We start from the raw sequence: 17,070 nt of genomic DNA on the forward strand, positions 1-17,070 counted from the left end.
TGAAGAACCGATGGATGGCTACCGGCTGTCACCGCAGCAGAAGCGCCTCTGGCTGCTCCAGGAGACTCACCCGGACGACCGCTACTTCTCGCTGGCCGAGGTGGACCTCGCGCCCGGGAGTGGCGAGTCGGACCCGTCGGGGCTGAAGGCCGCGCTGGAGGGCCTCGTGCAGCGGCACGAGGTGCTGCGAACCGTGCTCAGGAGCCTGCCGGGGGTCGAGATACCCCTGCAGGTGATCGAGGAAGGATCGCCGGTGGACCTTGCCGTGCACGACTTGGCCGAGCACGGGACGGACGGTGCTGACGCGGCCTGGGCGCAGGTGCGCGACGCGCGGTCGCGGGAGCCCTTCGACCCCGCGTCGGGGCCCCGGCTGCGGGCGGACCTGGCTGTGATGCCCGGTGGCGGCTCCCGGCTCCTGCTCGTGCTGCCCGCTGCCGCGGCGGACACGGCCGCCCTGCATGTACTGCTGAGTGACCTTCAGCGTCTGTGGCACGGCGGCGTCGGTGGGCCGCCGCAGGACGTCTCCGACGCCGAGGAAGTGCTGCAGTACGCCGACGCCGCGGAGTGGCAGTGGGATCTCCTCGAGGCCGAGGAGACGGCGGTGGGGCGCGCCTTCTGGAGCGCCAGGACCCCTGCGCTTCCGGTGACGGAGCCGCTGCCCTTCGAACGTCCGGTGGCCGCGACGGGGTTCCGCCCGGCCGCATACGCGCTGTCGGTCGAAGCGGCGGTCGCGGACCGCGTGCGCGAATTCTCCGCTCTCGCGCAGGTCCCGGTACGAACGGTGCTGCTGACGGCATGGCAGCTGCTCTTTCAGCGGATCAACGGGGACGAGGTGCTGTTCGCGCTGATGGGGGAAGGCCGGCCGTACGCGGAGATGAGCGGCGCGGCGGGGCCGTATGCCCAGGCGCTTGCGTACGTGGCCCGGCGGGCGGAGGGCGAGACGTTCCTCGAGGCGGTCGCGCACACCGAGCGGCTGGTGGCTGAGCTGCTGGCCCAGCAGGAATACCACGACGCTGCGGCGGCGGAAGGCAGGCCGGTGGCCCGGCTCGCCTTCGAATGGAGCGAGCCCAAGGTTTTCGGCGAGACGGACGGCGGCTGGCGCGTGCGGACGGCCGCCGCTTACCCGGAGCCGTTTACGCTGCGCCTCGCCGCAGCGGTGGCCGGCGGGCGTCTCAAGGCTGTCGTGCACTACAACGCCTCGTACCTGACGGAGGACCAGGTCGGGCGCCTGGCCGAGATGTACATGACGCTGCTGGAGTCCGCGCTGGCGGAGCCCGGGGCGGACTGCGCGGCGCTGGCCATGACAGGCCCGCAGGAGCGCCGGCGCGTGCTCGCCGCGGCCGAGCCGAGGCGGTCGGCCGGCGAGCCGGCTGGGTTTGTGCATGAGCGGTTTGCTGGGTGGGCGGGGCGGGTGCCGGGTGCGGTGGCGGTGGTGGCGGGGGATGGGGTGTTGTCGTATGGGGAGTTGGAGGGTTGGTCGAATCGGTTGGCGTGGTGTTTGCGGGGGTTGGGTGTGGGGGCTGAGGTGCGGGTGGGTGTGGTGGCGGGGCGGTCGGTTGGGTTTGTGGTGGGTTTGTTGGGTGTGTTGAAGGCGGGTGGTGTGTTGGTGCCGTTGGATCCGGGGGTGCCGGTGGGGCGGCGGAGGGTGATGGTGGAGGAGGCTGGTGTGGGGGTTGTGGTGGGTGGTTTGGGTGATGTGGCGGGTTTGGGTGAGGGTGTTGTGGGGGTGGATGTGTGGGGTGAGGGGGTGGCTGGGTGTTCGTCGGATCCGGTGGGTTCTTCGGGTGCGGTGGGTTCTTCGGGTGGGGTGGGTGTGTTGGGGGGTGAGCAGTTGGCGTATGTGGTGTTCACGTCGGGGTCGACGGGGGTGCCGAAGGGTGTGTGTGTGACGCATGGGGGGTTGGCTGAGTATGTGGCGGGTGTGGGGTCGGTGTTGGGGTTGGGGTCGGGTGCGGTGTTCGGGGTGGTGTCGTCGTTGGGGGCGGATCTGGGGTTCACGGCGGTGTTTTCTGCGTTGTGTTCGGGGGGTGTGCTGCATGTGTTGCCGGAGGAGTGTGTGGGGGATCCGGTGGAGTTTGGGGGGTATTTGGCCCGGCATGGGGTGGATTGTGTGAAGGTGACGCCGTCGTTGGTGCGGGCGTTGGTCGAGGGTGGTCGTGGGTTGGGTGTGGAGGGTGTGGGTGTGTGGGTGGTGGGGGGTGAGGCGTTGGACTGGGGTGTGGTGCGGGGGCTGCGTGAGGTGGCGCCGGGGTGTCGGGTGGTGAATCACTACGGGCCGACGGAGACGACGGTGGGGGTGTTGGCGTTCGAGGTGGGGGATTGTCTTCCTGAGGTTGATGGGTCTGTTGCGGGTTCTGATGGTGCTGTTGTTGAGGGTGTGGGTTCGGTGCCGTTGGGGTGGGGTCTGGGTGGGGCGCGGGTGGTGGTGCTGGATGAGTGGTTGAGGCCGGTTCCGGTGTGGGTCGAGGGTGAGGTGTATGTGGGGGGTGCTGGTGTGGCGCGGGGTTATGTGGGTGGTGGTGGTGTGTCGGGGGAGCGGTTTGTGGCGGATCCGGTGGGTGGTGGGGGTGGTCGGTTGTATCGGACGGGGGATCGGGCGCGGCGTTTGGGTGGGGGGGAGTTGGTGTTTGTCGGGCGTGGCGATGATCAGGTGAAGGTGCGGGGTTTCCGGGTGGAGCCGGGTGAGGTGGCGGCGGTGTTGGGGGCGCATCCGCTGGTGGGTGGGGTTGTGGTGGTGGGGGTTGGTGCGGGTGTGGGGGTGCGCTTGGTGGCTTATGGGGTGTGGGAGGGGGTGGGTGAGGAGGAGTTGCGTGAGTGGTGTGGGCGGTTTTTGCCGGGCTATATGGTGCCGTCGGTGTTTGTGGGGTTGGAGCGGTTGCCGGTGACGTCGAATGGAAAGGTGGATCGGTCGGCGTTGCCGGTGGTTTCGGTGTCGGCTTCTCGGGGTGCCGGCGGGGTGTTCGAGGCTCCGGTGGGTGTGGTGGAGGAGTTGTTGGCGGGGGTGTGGTGTGAGGTGTTGGGGGTGGAGCGGGTTGGGCGTTGGGATGATTTTTTTGTGTTGGGTGGGGATTCGATTATGTCGATTCAGGTGGTGGCGCGGGCGGCGCGTTTGGGGTTGGGGTTGTCGACGCGGTTGTTGTTCCGTCATCGGTCGGTGGGGGCGTTGGCGCCGTTTGTGGGTGGGGGTTCTGGTGGGGTGTTGGGTGAGCAGGGGGTGGTGTCGGGTTCGGTGGTGCTGACGCCGGTGGTGCGGTGGTTTGTGGAGGGGGGTGGTGCGGTCGGTTTTTACAACCAGGCGGTGTGGTTGCGGGTGTCTGGTGGGGTTGATGTGGGTGTGTTGGGGCGGGTGTTGGTGGGGTTGGTGGGGCATCACGATGCGTTGCGGTTGCGGTTGGTGAGGGATGGGGTGGGTGGCTGGGTTCTGGAGGGTGTGGGTGTGGGGGGTGTGGTGGAGCGGGTGGTGTTGGGTGTGGTGGATCTGTCGGGGGTGCCGGAGGGTTTGAGGGGGGATGTGCCGGGGGTGTTGGAGGGGTTCGCGGGTGCTGTGGGTGAGGGTGTGGAGGTGGGTTCGGGGTGTTTGTTGCGGGGGTTGGTGGTGAGGTTGGGGGGTGAGGATCGGGTGTTGTTGGTGGTGCATCATTTGGGGGTGGACGGGGTTTCGTGGCGGGTGTTGCTGGAGGATCTGGGGCTGGGGTACGGGCAGTTGATGTCGGGAGATGTGCTGCGGTTCCCGGTGAAGACCACGTCGTTCCAAACCTGGGCCCAACACCTCGCGGATCGGGCCGAGTCGCCTGAATTACTCAAGCAGCTTCCGTATTGGGAAGACACGCTTTCCGAAATACAGGGAGAGTTGCCACGGGGCGCCGACTACGGTGAATTCGGTGATGCCCGCCTCGTCGGCGCTGAGCTGGATTCCGACAAGACCGCGGCGTTGTTACGCGCATCCTATGGCATCACCGCGCTCGATCTGATCGCTACCGCCCTCGCCGACACGATCGCGGAATGGACCGGTATACCGGACACCGTAATCGACCTGGAGGGCCACGGCCGCGACAGCGACGACGCAGACCTCGACGTCTCGCGCACGGTGGGGTGGTTCACCACCATCTACCCGGTGCGGCTGTCGTCCGTCGCCGGTGACACGCCTCTCCAGGCGGCCCGGCGGACGGCGGAGCGGCTCGACGAGCCGAACCGGCTGGCGGACGGCCCCGTCGGCTACGGGCTGCTGCGCTACGGGCGGAGCGACGCATCGACGGACGGGCTGCGCGCCCTCCCGGCACCGGCCCTGCGCCTGAACTATCTGGGCCGGCCGACCGACGGAGCCGCCTGTGCCCCCTTCGAACTGCTCACTGGCAGCACGGGTCCCGCCCAGCACCCCCGAGGCCGGCGACGGTACCTCCTGGACATCATCGCCGTGGTCCTGCATGGCCGGCTGCGCTTCAGCTGGTCGCACCACCCAGGCCGACACGAACCGGGAGAGGTTCAGCAGTTGGCCGATCGCGTGCTGGACCGGCTGTCGGCGTTGGTCGCCGCGTGCCGGGCGGAGGCACCCGACGCGGACGGCCTGAGCGCCGACTTCGCCGAGGCCGGTCTCAGCGACGAAGAACTCGACGGGCTACTGGACCAATTGGATGACGTCTTCACGGAGGACAGCGGGGAATGACAAGTCAGACCGGTGCGGCAGGCCGACGTGTCGAGCGGATCCACACTCTCTCCCCGCTGCAGCAGGGACTGCTTTTCCACAGCATGCTCGGGTCGGGCGCGGACTCCTACCTCGAACAGGTCTCCTGCCGGCTCGACGGACCGCTGGACTCGACGGCGTTCCGGGAGGCGTGGACGCGGGTGATGGCCCGGCACGGCATCCTGAGGACCTCGATCCACTGGACCGACCAGGCGCAGGCCCGCCAGGTGGTCCACCGGAAAGTGGCGCTGCCGTGGACCGAACATGACTGGCGCCGGCTTCCCGCGGCCGAGCAGGAGGGCAGGCTTGAGGCCCTGGCGCACGAGGACTGGATCCGGGGGTTCGACCTCGCACGCCCGCCGCTGATGCGTCTGACGCTCGTCCGGCTCGCCGACGACGTCCATCAACTGGTGTGGAGCAACCACCATCTGATCCTCGACGGCTGGTCGCGCGCGCAGGTCTACCAGGAGGTGCTCACCTACTACCGTGCCGCGCTCTCCGGCCGTCCGGTCTCCCTGCCCACGGCCCCCGATACCGGTGAGTACCTGGCCTGGCTGCGCGCCCAGGACTCGGCGGAGGCGGAGTCCTTCTGGCGCACCGAGCTGGCGGGCATCGAGGCTGCCACGCCGCTGCCCGCCGCTTCCCCGGCGGCGGATGCGACCGGGGCCGGTCGCGAGGTGGTCGACCTGAGCCTGCCTCAGGAGGTCGGCACCGCACTGCGGGAGACGGGACGTCGGCACGGGCTGACGATGAGTACCCTCGTGCACGCGGCCTGGGCCCTGCTCCTGGGCCGCTACTCGGGCGAGTCGGACGTCCTGTTCGGAAGCACGGTCGCCGGCAGGCCCTACGACCTTCCCGGGGCCGAGCGGATGGTCGGCCTGTTCATCAACACCCTGCCGGTGCGCCTGGGCCTGCCCCGAGGGGCCTCGACCGTCGCCTGGCTGCGCGATTGCCAGGATCGTATGGCCGCCGTCGGGCAGTACGCCTACAGCGCGCTCTCCGACATCCAGGGCTGGAGCGGTATACCCCGCGGTGCGCCGCTGTTCGAGAACATCGTCGTCGTCGAGAACTTCCCCTTGCGAGCCCAGGACACGTCGCCCGACGACGGGCCGGTGCTCGGGGACGTGCAGGCCCGCGTCCAGACCCATTACCCCCTCACCCTGGTGGCGGCCCCGGGCGATCGGCTGGAGCTGCGGCTCGCCTATGACGTCGCCCGCTATGACGCCACTGTCGCCGAGCGGCTGCTGACCCAGCTGGGCCGGCTGCTTGCCGGGATCGCGGCCGACCCGGAGGGCCCCGTCGACGCTCTGCGGATGCTCACTGCCGAGGACGAAGAGCTCCTCGCCGCGCTGGCGGATGGCGGCCCCGCGGCCCGGCCAGGGTATCGGCCCCTCCCAGCGCTGATCGCGGAGCGACTCGCCTCCCGTCCGGACGCCGTCGCCGTGGTGGCCGGGGAGCGGCACATGACCAACGGCGCGCTGTTGACCGAGGCCGGTCGGCTGGCCCACCTGCTCCGCAGCCGCGGGACCGGCCCCGAGGTCCCGGTAGCGGTGAACCTGGAGCGCTCCGCCGACCTCGTCGTCGTACTCCTCGCAATCTGGCTGGCCGGTGCGCCGTACCTGCCCATCGACCCGGATTACCCCGCGGAGCGGCTGGCCTACCTGCTGGCCGACAGCGGGGCGCACATCTTGATCACCCGCCGCGGCCTGGTCCCGGCCGGCCTGCCGGACGAGGCACTGCTGTGCCTGGACGACCCGCGGGTGGCTGCCGAGCTGGCCGGGCAGCCCGTCGCACCGCCGGCCGTCTGCGATCCCGCGCCGCAGTCGCCCGCCTACCTCGTGTACACCTCCGGCTCCACCGGCCGGCCCAAGGGCGTCACCGTCACCCACGCCGGCCTGAGCAACCTGGTCGCCTGGCAGGAGGACGAATTCGGACTGGGCCCGGACGACCGGGTCAGCCAGGCCATCGGACCGGCCTTCGACCCCTACGGCCTGGAGGTCTGGCCTGCGCTGAGCGCGGGGGCACGCCTGCACGTGCTCGACGAGGCCGAGCGGGTCCGGCCGGACCTCTTGCCGGCCTGGCTGCACGAGCAGGGCTGCACCGTGGCGATTCTGCCGGTCGCGCTGGCCGAGCAGGCGCTCGCCGCCGACTGGCCGCAAGGTTCGGCCCTGCGCCACATGGTGAGCGGTGGGGACCGCCTGCACGCCCGGCCCGCGCCGGGATTGCCGTTCCGACTGGTGAACAACTACGGCCCCACCGAGGCGACGGTGGTGGGGACCTGGTGCACCGTCACCCCGGCCCCGGCCTCGTCCGGGCTACCGCCGATCGGCCGGCCCATCGCCGGAGTCCGCGCGCATGTGCTTGACGGCCTGCAGCGCCCCGTGCCGCAGGGCGCCGTCGGCGAACTCTTCCTCGGCGGCGCCGGGGTGGCCCGGGGCTACCACGGCCGCCCGGGTCAGACCGCCGCCTCGTTCGTCCCGGACCCGTTCTCCCCGGTCCCCGGGGCACGGCTGTACCGCACTGGTGACCGGGTGCGCCTGCTGCCCGATGGCCAACTGGAGTTCCTCGGCCGGGGAGACCGGCAGGTGAGCGTGCGCGGCCACCGCATCGAGCCCGCGGAGATCGAGGCGGTGCTGCTGTCCCACGAGGAAGTCCGAGCGGCCGCGGTGGTGGTCCGGCCCGATGCCTCGGGTGGCAGGTCCCTGATCGCCTTCGCGGTGCCCGTGCCCGGAAGCAGGCCGGCCGGGCTGCGCGAGTACTGCGGCGCCCACATGCCCAGGCATCAGGTTCCGGCCGCGGTCGTCCTTTTGGACGAGCTTCCGCTGACGCCGAACGGCAAGCTCGACGAGGCCCGGCTGCCGGCCGCGGACGACGGTGCCCGGCGGGCGGCCCCGAGCACACCCACCGAGGAGCTCATCGCCGGGGTGTGGGAGAAGATCCTGGGCATCCGCGAACCCGGCGTGCACGAGGACTTCTTTGCCCTCGGCGGGCACTCCCTGCTGGCCGCGCAGATCCACAACCGGGTGTGCTCGATCTTCCGGGTCGAGCTCCCGTTGCGCACGCTCTTCTCCGCGTCGACCATCGCCGGGCTGGCCCGCGAAGTCGACGCCCGCAGAGCGGTGGCCCGCTCGGAGCCGCGGCCGCTGGTGGCCGGTCCGCGTCCCGAGGTGCTGCCGCTGTCCTCCGCGCAGAAGCGGGTCTGGTTCTTCGAGGAGTTCGAGCCGGGCAATCCGCTGTACAGCATCAGCAACGCGGCCCGCCTCGTCGGCCGCCTGGACGTCGCGGCGCTGGCCGCGAGCGTGACGGCCGTGGTGGCCCGGCACGAGACGCTGCGCACCACCTTCGTCACCGTCGACGGCGAACCGCGCCAGGTGGTCGCCTCCCCCAAGCCCGTCCCGCTGCCCGTCGTCGACCTGCGCGGAGTGGATGAGAACCGACGAGACGGCGTGTTGCGGGAACTGGCCGCGGCCGAAGCCGCGCTGCCGTTCGATCTGGCCCGTGGCCCCATGCTGAGGCTGGTGCTGGTATCGCTGTCGGCAGCGGAGCATGTCCTGCTGCTGACCTTCCACCACATCGTGGCGGACGGCTGGTCGATGGGGGTGCTGCTGGACGAGCTGACGGCCGGTTACTCCGCGGCGTTGCAGGACTCGGACGAGAGCGGCCCCCGGCGACAGGAGCTGCCGGACCTGAGCGTTCAGTACGCCGACTACGCACTGTGGCAACGCGACGCCCTGAACGAGGCCGGCCTGCGCCAGCACCTGGACTACTGGCACGAGAAGCTGCGCGGTATCCCGCCGCTGCTCGCGCTGCCCACGGATCGCCCGCGCCCGCAGACCCTGCGGTACGAGGGCGCCGCCCATGCCTTCACCGTCCCGGAGCCCGTCAGCCGGGCGGTGGACGCGCTGGCGCGGCGGTTGGGCGCCACTGCCTTCATGGTGCTGCTGGCTGCCTTCCAGGTGGTTCTGGCCCGCTACAGCGGGAGTGACGACATCGTGGTGGGCACCCCGGTGGCCAACCGCCCTCTGCCCGAGACCGAGCCGATGATCGGGCTGTTCGCCAACACCCTCGCCCTGCGCACCGATTTGAGCGGCGACCCGGACTTCGCCCGGCTCGTCGGCCGCGTGCGAGACGTGTGCCTGGAGGCCTACACCCACCAGGAGGCGCCGTTCGAGCAGTTGGTGGAGGAGCTGAGCCCGACCCGGGATCTGAGCTATTCGCCACTGGTCCAGGTCATGTGCAACTACCAGCGAGTGGACGAGACCGTGCGGCGATGGCCCGGTCTGGAGGTGCGTCCCTGGGAGTCGGCACCAGGCCGCGGCAAGACCAAGTTCGACCTCACCATGAACCTCAATGAGGCACCGGGCGTGTTGTCCGGCAGCCTGGAGTACAACACCGACCTCTTCGAACCCGCCACCATTGCGCGGATGACCCGCCACTTCCTCACTGTGCTGGGGGCCCTGGCGGCGCGCCCGGACACGAAGCTGAGCGCGCTGAGCATGCTCGGCGCGGACGAGCAGCGGCAGATCCTTCAGGAGTGGAGCCGGACGCCCGCTCCGGGCGCGCCGGTGCTCGACCTGGTCCAGCTGATCGCGGACCAGGCCGCGCGCACCCCCGACGCCGTGGCGCTGGTCCTCGGCGCCTATCAGCTCACCTACGCCGCCTTGCTGGCCCGGGTCGATCGGCTGGCGCGGCGGCTGCGCGCACGGGGTGTCGGCCCTGACGTCGCCGTCGGCGTGGCTCTGGAGCGGTCGCCGGAGACTGTGCTGAGCATGCTCGCCGTGATGCGCGCGGGCGGCGCCTACGTGCCGCTCGACCCTGGCTACCCCGTGGACCGCCTTGCGTTCATGGTGCGCGACAGCGGGCTGCGCCTCGTGCTCACCCGCGGTGAACTGGCTGCGCGCCTCCCGCTCGACGGTGTTCCCGTCCTCCTGCTGGACGACCGGCACGAGGCAGCGGACGGGGCCGCGACCGACCCCGCGCCGCCCGGCTGCACCGCCCTGGACCGGCTCGCCTACCTCATCTACACCTCGGGTTCCACCGGCACCCCGAAGGGCGCCATGGTCTCCCACCGTGGCATCGCCGCGTTCGCGCTCGCCCTGCGTGGCGCCCTTGAACTCGGATCCCGCAGCAGGGTGCTGCAGTTCGCCTCCACCAGCTTCGACGCGTCGATATTGGAGATGGTGGCGGCGCTGACCTCCGGCGGCTGCCTCGTGGTCGCCGACGCCGAGCACCGGATGCCCGGCCCCGGCCTGATCGAGCTGCTGAACGAGCAGGCCGTCACCGCCACGCTGCTGCCTCCCTCCGTCCTCGCGGCGCTGCCCGGGAGCGAGCTGCCCGCCCTGCGGACCCTCGCAGTGGGCGGCGAGGCCTGTCCCCAGGAGGTGGTGGACCGCTGGTCGCCCGGCCGGCGCCTGGTCAATCTGTACGGTCCCACCGAGGCGACTGTCTGGTCCACCTTCACCGAGTGCCGCGCCGGAGAGCCGGTCACCATCGGCCGTCCGATCGCGGGAACGCGCGTCTACGTCCTGGACCGGCGGATGCGGCCGGTGCCCGCCGGCGTGCCCGGCGAGCTCTATCTGGGTGGTAGCGGACTCGCCCGCGGCTACCTGGGCCGCCCTGGCCTCAGCGCGGACCGGTTCGTGCCCGACCCGTTCGGCCCGGCGCCCGGCGCCCGGCTCTACCGCACCGGTGACCTGGTGCGGTTCCTCCCCGGCGGCTTACTGGCCTACCTGGGCAGGACCGACGAGCAGGTGAAGATCCGCGGTTTCCGGATCGAACCGGGCGAGATCGAGACCGTCCTGAACCGCCACCCGGCGATCCAGGAGTCCGTGGTCACCGCCCGGCGGGAGGCGAGCGGCGGCGCCCGGCTGGTCGCCCACGTGGTCCTCCGGGAGCAGGTGGGGGAGGCGGAGCTGCGCGACTTCTGTGCCCGCAAGCTCCCCAACCATATGGTTCCGGCGGCCTTCGTCCTGCTCGACGCCCTGCCGACGACCCCCAGCGGCAAGGTGGACCGCAACCGGCTGCCGGCGCCCACGGCGGCTGCCGGCGCACCGTCCGCCGGCACGGACGACGGTGGCGACGCCGCGCCGCGAACTCCCGCCGAGCAGACCCTGGTCGCGATCTGGGCCGAAGTGCTCGGCGTCGAACGGATCGCCCTCGACCAGAACTTCTTCGCCCTGGGCGGCGACTCCATCCTGAGTATCCAAGTGGTCTCCAAGGCAACCCGGGCCGGACTCCCCGTCACCCCGAAGCTGCTCTTCGAACACCCCACCGTCGCCGAACTGGCGGAGGCGGTGACGGCCTCGGCTGCCCCGGACGGGCCGGGGACGCCCCGGACGCAGACCGCCGGCGGGGCCGAGCGGGCCGCGGCCGCCATCGGCCCGATCCGGCCCACACCCGTGCAGCGATGGTTCCTCGACCGCGATGCGGCCGTGCCCCACCACTTCAACCAGTCGCTGATGCTGCGGCTGCGCAGGCCCGTGCCGCCCAGCGTCCTGAAGGGAGCCCTGCAGGAGCTGGTCGGGCACCACGACGCCCTCCGGCTGCGGGTGCTGGCCGGCACGGACGGCCCTACGCTGGAGGTGGCAGGACGGCAGGTGCCGCCGGACAGCCTGCTGACGACGGTGGACCTCGGCGCGCTGCCGGTCGCCGAGCAGTCCGCTGCCCTCGCTCGGCTGACCGACCGCGTGCAGGCCGGGCTCAACCTGTCCGCCGGCTGCCTGATACGCGCCCTTTACGTCCGGCTCGGCACGCGGCTGGGCGACCGCCTGCTGCTGGTGGCCCATCACCTCGCCGTGGACAGCGTCTCGTGGCGGATCCTGGCGGACGATCTCGCGCTTGCGCTGCGCTCGGCCGCCGACGGGCGCGAGATCAGCCTGCCCGCGAAGACCGCCTCGTTCCGCGAGTGGAGCGAGCAACTGGCGGAAAAGGCACGGTCGGACGAGCTGGACCGCCAGATCCCGTACTGGGTGGACACACTCACCTCCGGTGCCACCGCCCTTCCGGGCCGCCCTGTCGTGGACGGGGATGCGGCGGCCGACACGTACGCCGATGCCGCGAGCGAAGAGATCGTCCTCGGCGAGCGGGAGACCCGCGCGCTGATCCGCTCCGGCGGACAGGCGGCCGACGCCACGATCCAGGAGATGCTGCTGACCGCGCTGGGCCGCGCGCTCTCCGCCTGGACGGGCGCGCCGCGCGTCACAGTCGACGTGGAGGGCCACGGACGCGGCGACGGAGACCTCGATGTCTCCCGCACCGTCGGGTGGTTCACCGCCATTCACCCGCTCCTGCTGGACACCGGCGGCGATGCCCGCACCGCTCTCGCCCGGGTCCGCCAGCGGCTGCGCGACGCACCGGACCGGGGTCACGGCTACGGTCTGCTGCGCTACCACCGCTCCGACGCGGCCACCGAGCGGCTGCGCTCCCTGGCCGTCCCGGACGTCGTCTTCAACTACCTCGGCCACGTGGTCGACGCCCCGGCCGGCAGCGAGACACCGTGGGACGCCGCCCCCGAGTCCGCCGGAGACAACCAGCCCGCGGACGAACAGCGGCCCTACCGCCTCGCGGTCGGCGCGATCGTCTCCGGCGGCCGGCTGCGCCTGCGACTGGACTACAACGTGCGGCTGCACACCAGCGCCGAGATGCGCCGACTGGCCGGACTGCTGCGCGAGGAAGTCGCGGCCGTGACGGAGGCCCGAGAAGCGGCGGACACCTACCCGCTTTCCCCCCTCCAGGAAGGCATGCTGTTCCACTGTGCCGAGGAGCCCGGCAGCGGCGTGTACATCGTCCAGCTCGCCTGCCGGCTGAGCGGCGACCTCGATCCGGAGCTGCTGCGCACCGCATGGGCCGAACTCGTCGACCACCACGAGGTGCTGCGCACCTCCTTCCTGTTCGACGGCCTGGAACGCCCGCTGCAGGTGGCGCACCGCCGTGTGCCGCCGTCCTGGACCGAACTCGACTGGCGGGACCGGACCGACGCCGAACAACTGTCGGCGCTGGAGGCGCTGCGGCGGGAGATCCGCTTCAACCGCTTCGACCTGTCCTCCGCCCCCCTGATCAACCTGACGCTCGTCCGGGTCGAGGACGACGCCTGGCACATGGTCTGGACGCACCACCACATCCTGCTCGACGGCTGGTCCATGCCCCTGCTGACGAAGGAGCTGTTCGACCGCTACCAGGCGACGCGCGATCAGCGGTTCTTCGTGCCGCAGCCGTCCCCGCCCTTCCGCGAGTACGTCGCCTGGGTGGAGCGCCAGGACCCGGCCGAGGCCGAGGAATTCTGGCGCGGCGCGCTGCGCGGCCGCAGCGGGCCCACGCCCCTGCCCGCGGGGGACCCCGCCAAGACGGAGGGCGGACCGAGCTGTGCCCAGGAGGAGATCCGGCTGTCCGAGGCGGAGACCGAGCGGGTGTACCAACTTGCCCGCGGGCTCGGACTGACGCCCAGCACGCTGGTGAACGCCGCCTGGGCGCTGCTCCTGGGCATGTACAGCGGCGACGAGGACGTCGTGTTCGGCGTCACGGTGGCCAACCGGCCCCCCGAGCTGCCCGGCGTCGAGAACATGATCGGCCTCCTGATCAACACCGTGCCGCTGCGCGTCGACGCGGGCGCCGACCAGACCGTCGGGGCCTGGCTGCGCGACCTGCACGCCCGGAGCCTGGACGTCCAGCGCTACTGCCACCACTCGCTGCTCCGGATTGCCGACTGGAGCGGGATGCCCCGCGGCCGGAGCCTGTTCGAGAGCATCGTGGTGTTCGAGAACTATCCGCCGGGCGAGGCGGCCGGCGGAGTGCCGGCCGGGCTGCGGATCGAGGACGTCCAAGGCGTCGAGCAGACAAGCTATCCGCTGACCCTGGGTTCGGCTCCCGGCCCGCAGATGCCGCTCACCCTGCTGTACGACACCGGCCGCTACCGCGCGCAGGACTGCCTGCGTCTGCTCGGGCAACTGCGCGGGCTGCTGGCCGGGATGGCGGCGGATCCCGACCGTCCGCTGCGCGAACTGCCGCTCGCCGATGAGCCCGAGCCGCGGCCGCTGCTGGACGGCCCGACCCCGTCGCGGGCCAACACCGCGTCGGAGGACCTGCACACGCTGGTCGAACGGCAGGCCGGGCGGGCCCCCGACCGGGTCGCCGTCGTCTGGGGGGAACGACAGCTCGGCTACGGTGCGCTCAACGCGCGGGCGAACCGGCTGGCGCGGCTGCTGCGCCGGCACGGCGTGGGCCCCGAGACCCGCGTCGGACTGCTGCTCGACCGGAGCCCGGACCTGGTCGTCGCCGTCCTCGCGGTGCTCAAGGCCGGCGGGGTCTATGTGCCCGTCGATCCCGACCACCCGGCCGACCGGCGCGCACTCATCCTTGCCGACGCCGGAATCCGCGTGCTGCTGAGCGATACGGCGGACGGGCACGAGGCCGCTCCGCCGGGAGCCCTGAGCCTGGCCTTGAACGAGCTGACCCAGGAGCTGGCCGCCCAGTCGGCCGACGACCTGAGCGACGCCGTGGACCAGGGCTGCCTCGCCTATCTCATCTACACCTCAGGCTCGACAGGGCGTCCCAAGGGCGTCGGGATCACCCGCGCCGCCCTGGCCCGCGGCGTGGCGGCCTGGCGGGAGGCAGCGGGGCTGGGCGCGGCCGACCGCACTCTGCAGACCGCCAGCGCCGCCTTCGACGTCTTCACCGAGGACCTCGCACGGGCGCTCGGCTCCGCGGGCACGCTCGTGCTGTGCCCGCGCAGCCTGCTCCTCGAGCCGGCCGGCCTGCTCGCCCGGATGGACGAACAGCGGATCACCGCGGCCGAGTTCGTCCCCGTCGTGCTCCGCCACCTGACCGGGGAGGCACGCCGCGCCGGCCGGGTGCTGGACGCGCTGCGGCTGCTGGTGAGCGGCGCGGACGCGCTGCCGATGCGGGACCTGGAGCGGGCCCGCACTCTCGGCGGCCCCGGGCTGCGGCTGGTCAACTCGTACGGCGTCACCGAGGCCACCGTCGACAACACCTGGTACGTGGACCTCGCGGCCCGGGAGGAGCGGACCGACGACGCCCTCACGCCGATCGGCAGGCCCCTGCGCCACACCCGGGCGTACGTTCTCGACCACCGCGGCCGGCTACTGCCGGACGGCGTCGCCGGCGAGTTGTATCTGGGCGGCGCCGCGGTGGGCCGCGGCTACTTCGAGCGGCCGGGACTGACCGCCGGGCGCTTCCTGCCCGATCCGTTCGGCCCGCCCGGCAGCCGGCTGTATCGCACCGGCGACCGGGTGCGCCGTCGCGACGACGGCAACCTGGAGTTCCTCGGCCGCTTCGACGACCAGATCAAGCTGCGCGGTCTGCGCATAGAACCCGGCGAGGTGGAGGCCGCGCTGACGGCACATCCCGATGTCTCGGCCGCAGCCGTCGTCGTGGTGCCCGACCGGGCGGAGGCCGAATCCCGTCTGGTCGCCTTCGTGGTCGCGCCGCCGCCCACCGACGCGGAAAGCGGCCGGGACACCCTGACCGCCGAGCTACGGGCAGGCGCGGCACAGCGGCTGCCCGCGGCGCTCGTCCCGACGGCCTTCGTCCGCCTGGACGCGCTGCCGGTCAGCCCGAACGGCAAGGTGGACCGCGCGGCCCTGGCCGCGCTGCCCGTGCCGCTCCCGAGCGCGGAAAGGGAGGCGGATGACGAGGAGCCGAAGACGCCCGCCGAGCGGGCGCTGGCCGCGATCTGGGCCGACGTGCTGGGTGTGGAACGCGTGGGTGTCCACGACAACTTCTTCGTCCTCGGCGGGGATTCCATCGTCAGCCTCCAGGTCGTCACCCGGGCCCGCACCGCGGGCTGGCTGGTGCAGACCAAGCAGGTGTTCCGGCACCAGACGCTCGGTGAGCTCGCCGCTGTCGCGGTGGAGGCGGGCGATGCCGCGCTCGCCGGGACGGTGCAGCGCGCCGAACAGGGCGTCATCACCGGGCAGTTCCCGGCGACCCCGATCCAGGCGGAGTTCCTCGCCGAACGCACGGGGGCGCCGGAGCACGCCAACCAGGCCGTGCTGCTCCGTGCCCGCGGCCCGGTGGACCCGACGGCGCTGAACGCCGCCCTGACGGCGCTCACCCGTCACCACGACGCATTGCGCCTGCGGTTGCCGCGAACGGCGAACGGCTCGTCCCCGGACGACGGGATGACCGGGCTCATCGAACAGGCCGGTCTCGACGGCATCCCCGACCGACTGCTGCAGGTGGTGAACCTCGCCACGCTCCCGGAAAAGGACCGGTCCGCGGAGCTGGAGCGGATGGCCGCACGCGCCCAGACGGCGCTGGACCTGGCCGCCGGGTGCCTGCTCGGAGCCTGGTACTTCGATCTCGGGCCGGACATTCCCGGCAGACTGCTGCTGATCGGCCATCACCTCGCGGTGGACGGAGTGTCCTGGCGGATCCTGCTGGAGGATCTGCACGAGGCCTACCGGCAGGCACTCGCCGACGGTCCGGACGTGCAGGTCGCGCTGCCGGCGAAGACCACCGCCTTCCGCGACTGGGCCCGGCACCTGCACGAGCGCGCCCAGTCCGAGGAGGTCGGCGCGGAGGCCGACCACTGGGTCTCGACGGTGCAAGCCGGAGCGCAGACCGCAGTGCCGCTCGACCTGCTGCCGCACGAGGACGAATCCCTGGAGGACGTCAACACCCGGGCCGATGCGGACTCCGTGCGGGTGAGCCTCGACGGTGAGCGGACCGCGGCGTTGCTGCGGGACGTGCCGCGGGCCTACGGGGCCCGGGTCGACGAGGTCCTGCTGACCGCGGCCACCCTGGCGCTGACCGAGGCGACGGGCGAACCGGGCGTCCTGGTCGAGCTGGAGGGCCATGGGCGCGAACAGGTGCCGGACGGGATGGACATCTCCCGCACGGTCGGCTGGTTCACCAGCGTCCACCCCGTCCATCTGGAGATAACGCCGGGGGTCTCGCCCGCCCGCGCCCTGCAGCAGGTCCGCGAGCGGCTCGCCGCGGTGCCCGGACAGGGCCTCGGCTACGGGCTGCTGCGCCATCTGCGCTCCGAGGACCCGGCGACCCGGAAGCTCGCGGAGCTGCCGACGGCCTCGATCGTCTTCAACTACCTGGGCCGTCTCGACAGCAGCTTCCGGCCCGGCGGGCTGTGGGAGCCGGCGCCGGAAGACCCCGGGCCGGCCAGGGACCCGCACGCCGTGCGTCTCCACCTGCTTGAGATCAACGCCTTCGTGCTGGGCGGGGAGCTGACTTTCACCTGGATCTACAGCCGCCGCTTGAATCACCGCAGGACCGTCGTCGACTTGGCGGAGCGCTGCCTGGAGACACTGCGCGGCCTCGCCGACGAGGCTCGCGAAGTGTCCGCCGCATCCCCGTCCGGCACCCTGTCCGCCCGCCAACTGGCCAAGCTGAACGAGCGGTTCGACGACTGACGGCAA

2 protein-coding genes are annotated in these 17,070 nt (G+C 71.8%); both read left to right on the plus strand.

The window, feature by feature from the left end; genetic code table 11:
• The first annotated feature begins 10 nt into the window (after positions 1-10).
• Positions 11-4,663, plus strand: coding sequence for an amino acid adenylation domain-containing protein (locus ACZ5NH_RS04845; RefSeq protein WP_468772979.1), 4,653 nt, complete (start codon positions 11-13; stop codon positions 4,661-4,663).
• Entirely contained in the window at positions 4,660-17,064 is a 12,405-nt protein-coding gene (locus ACZ5NH_RS04850) for an amino acid adenylation domain-containing protein (protein ID WP_468772980.1), read from the plus strand. The genes ACZ5NH_RS04845 and ACZ5NH_RS04850 overlap by 4 nt, the downstream gene beginning before the upstream one ends.
• Positions 17,065-17,070 lie beyond the last annotated feature (6 nt).

It is taken from the genome of Streptomyces sp. NPDC031426 (assembly GCF_055581585.1).

Coding starts and splice junctions, on each gene's coding strand:
- ACZ5NH_RS04850 (WP_468772980.1), top strand. CDS start 4,660: ATGACAAGTCAGACCGGTGCGGCAGGCCGACGTGTCGAGCGGATCCAC.
- ACZ5NH_RS04845 (WP_468772979.1), top strand. CDS start 11: ATGGATGGCTACCGGCTGTCACCGCAGCAGAAGCGCCTCTGGCTGCTC.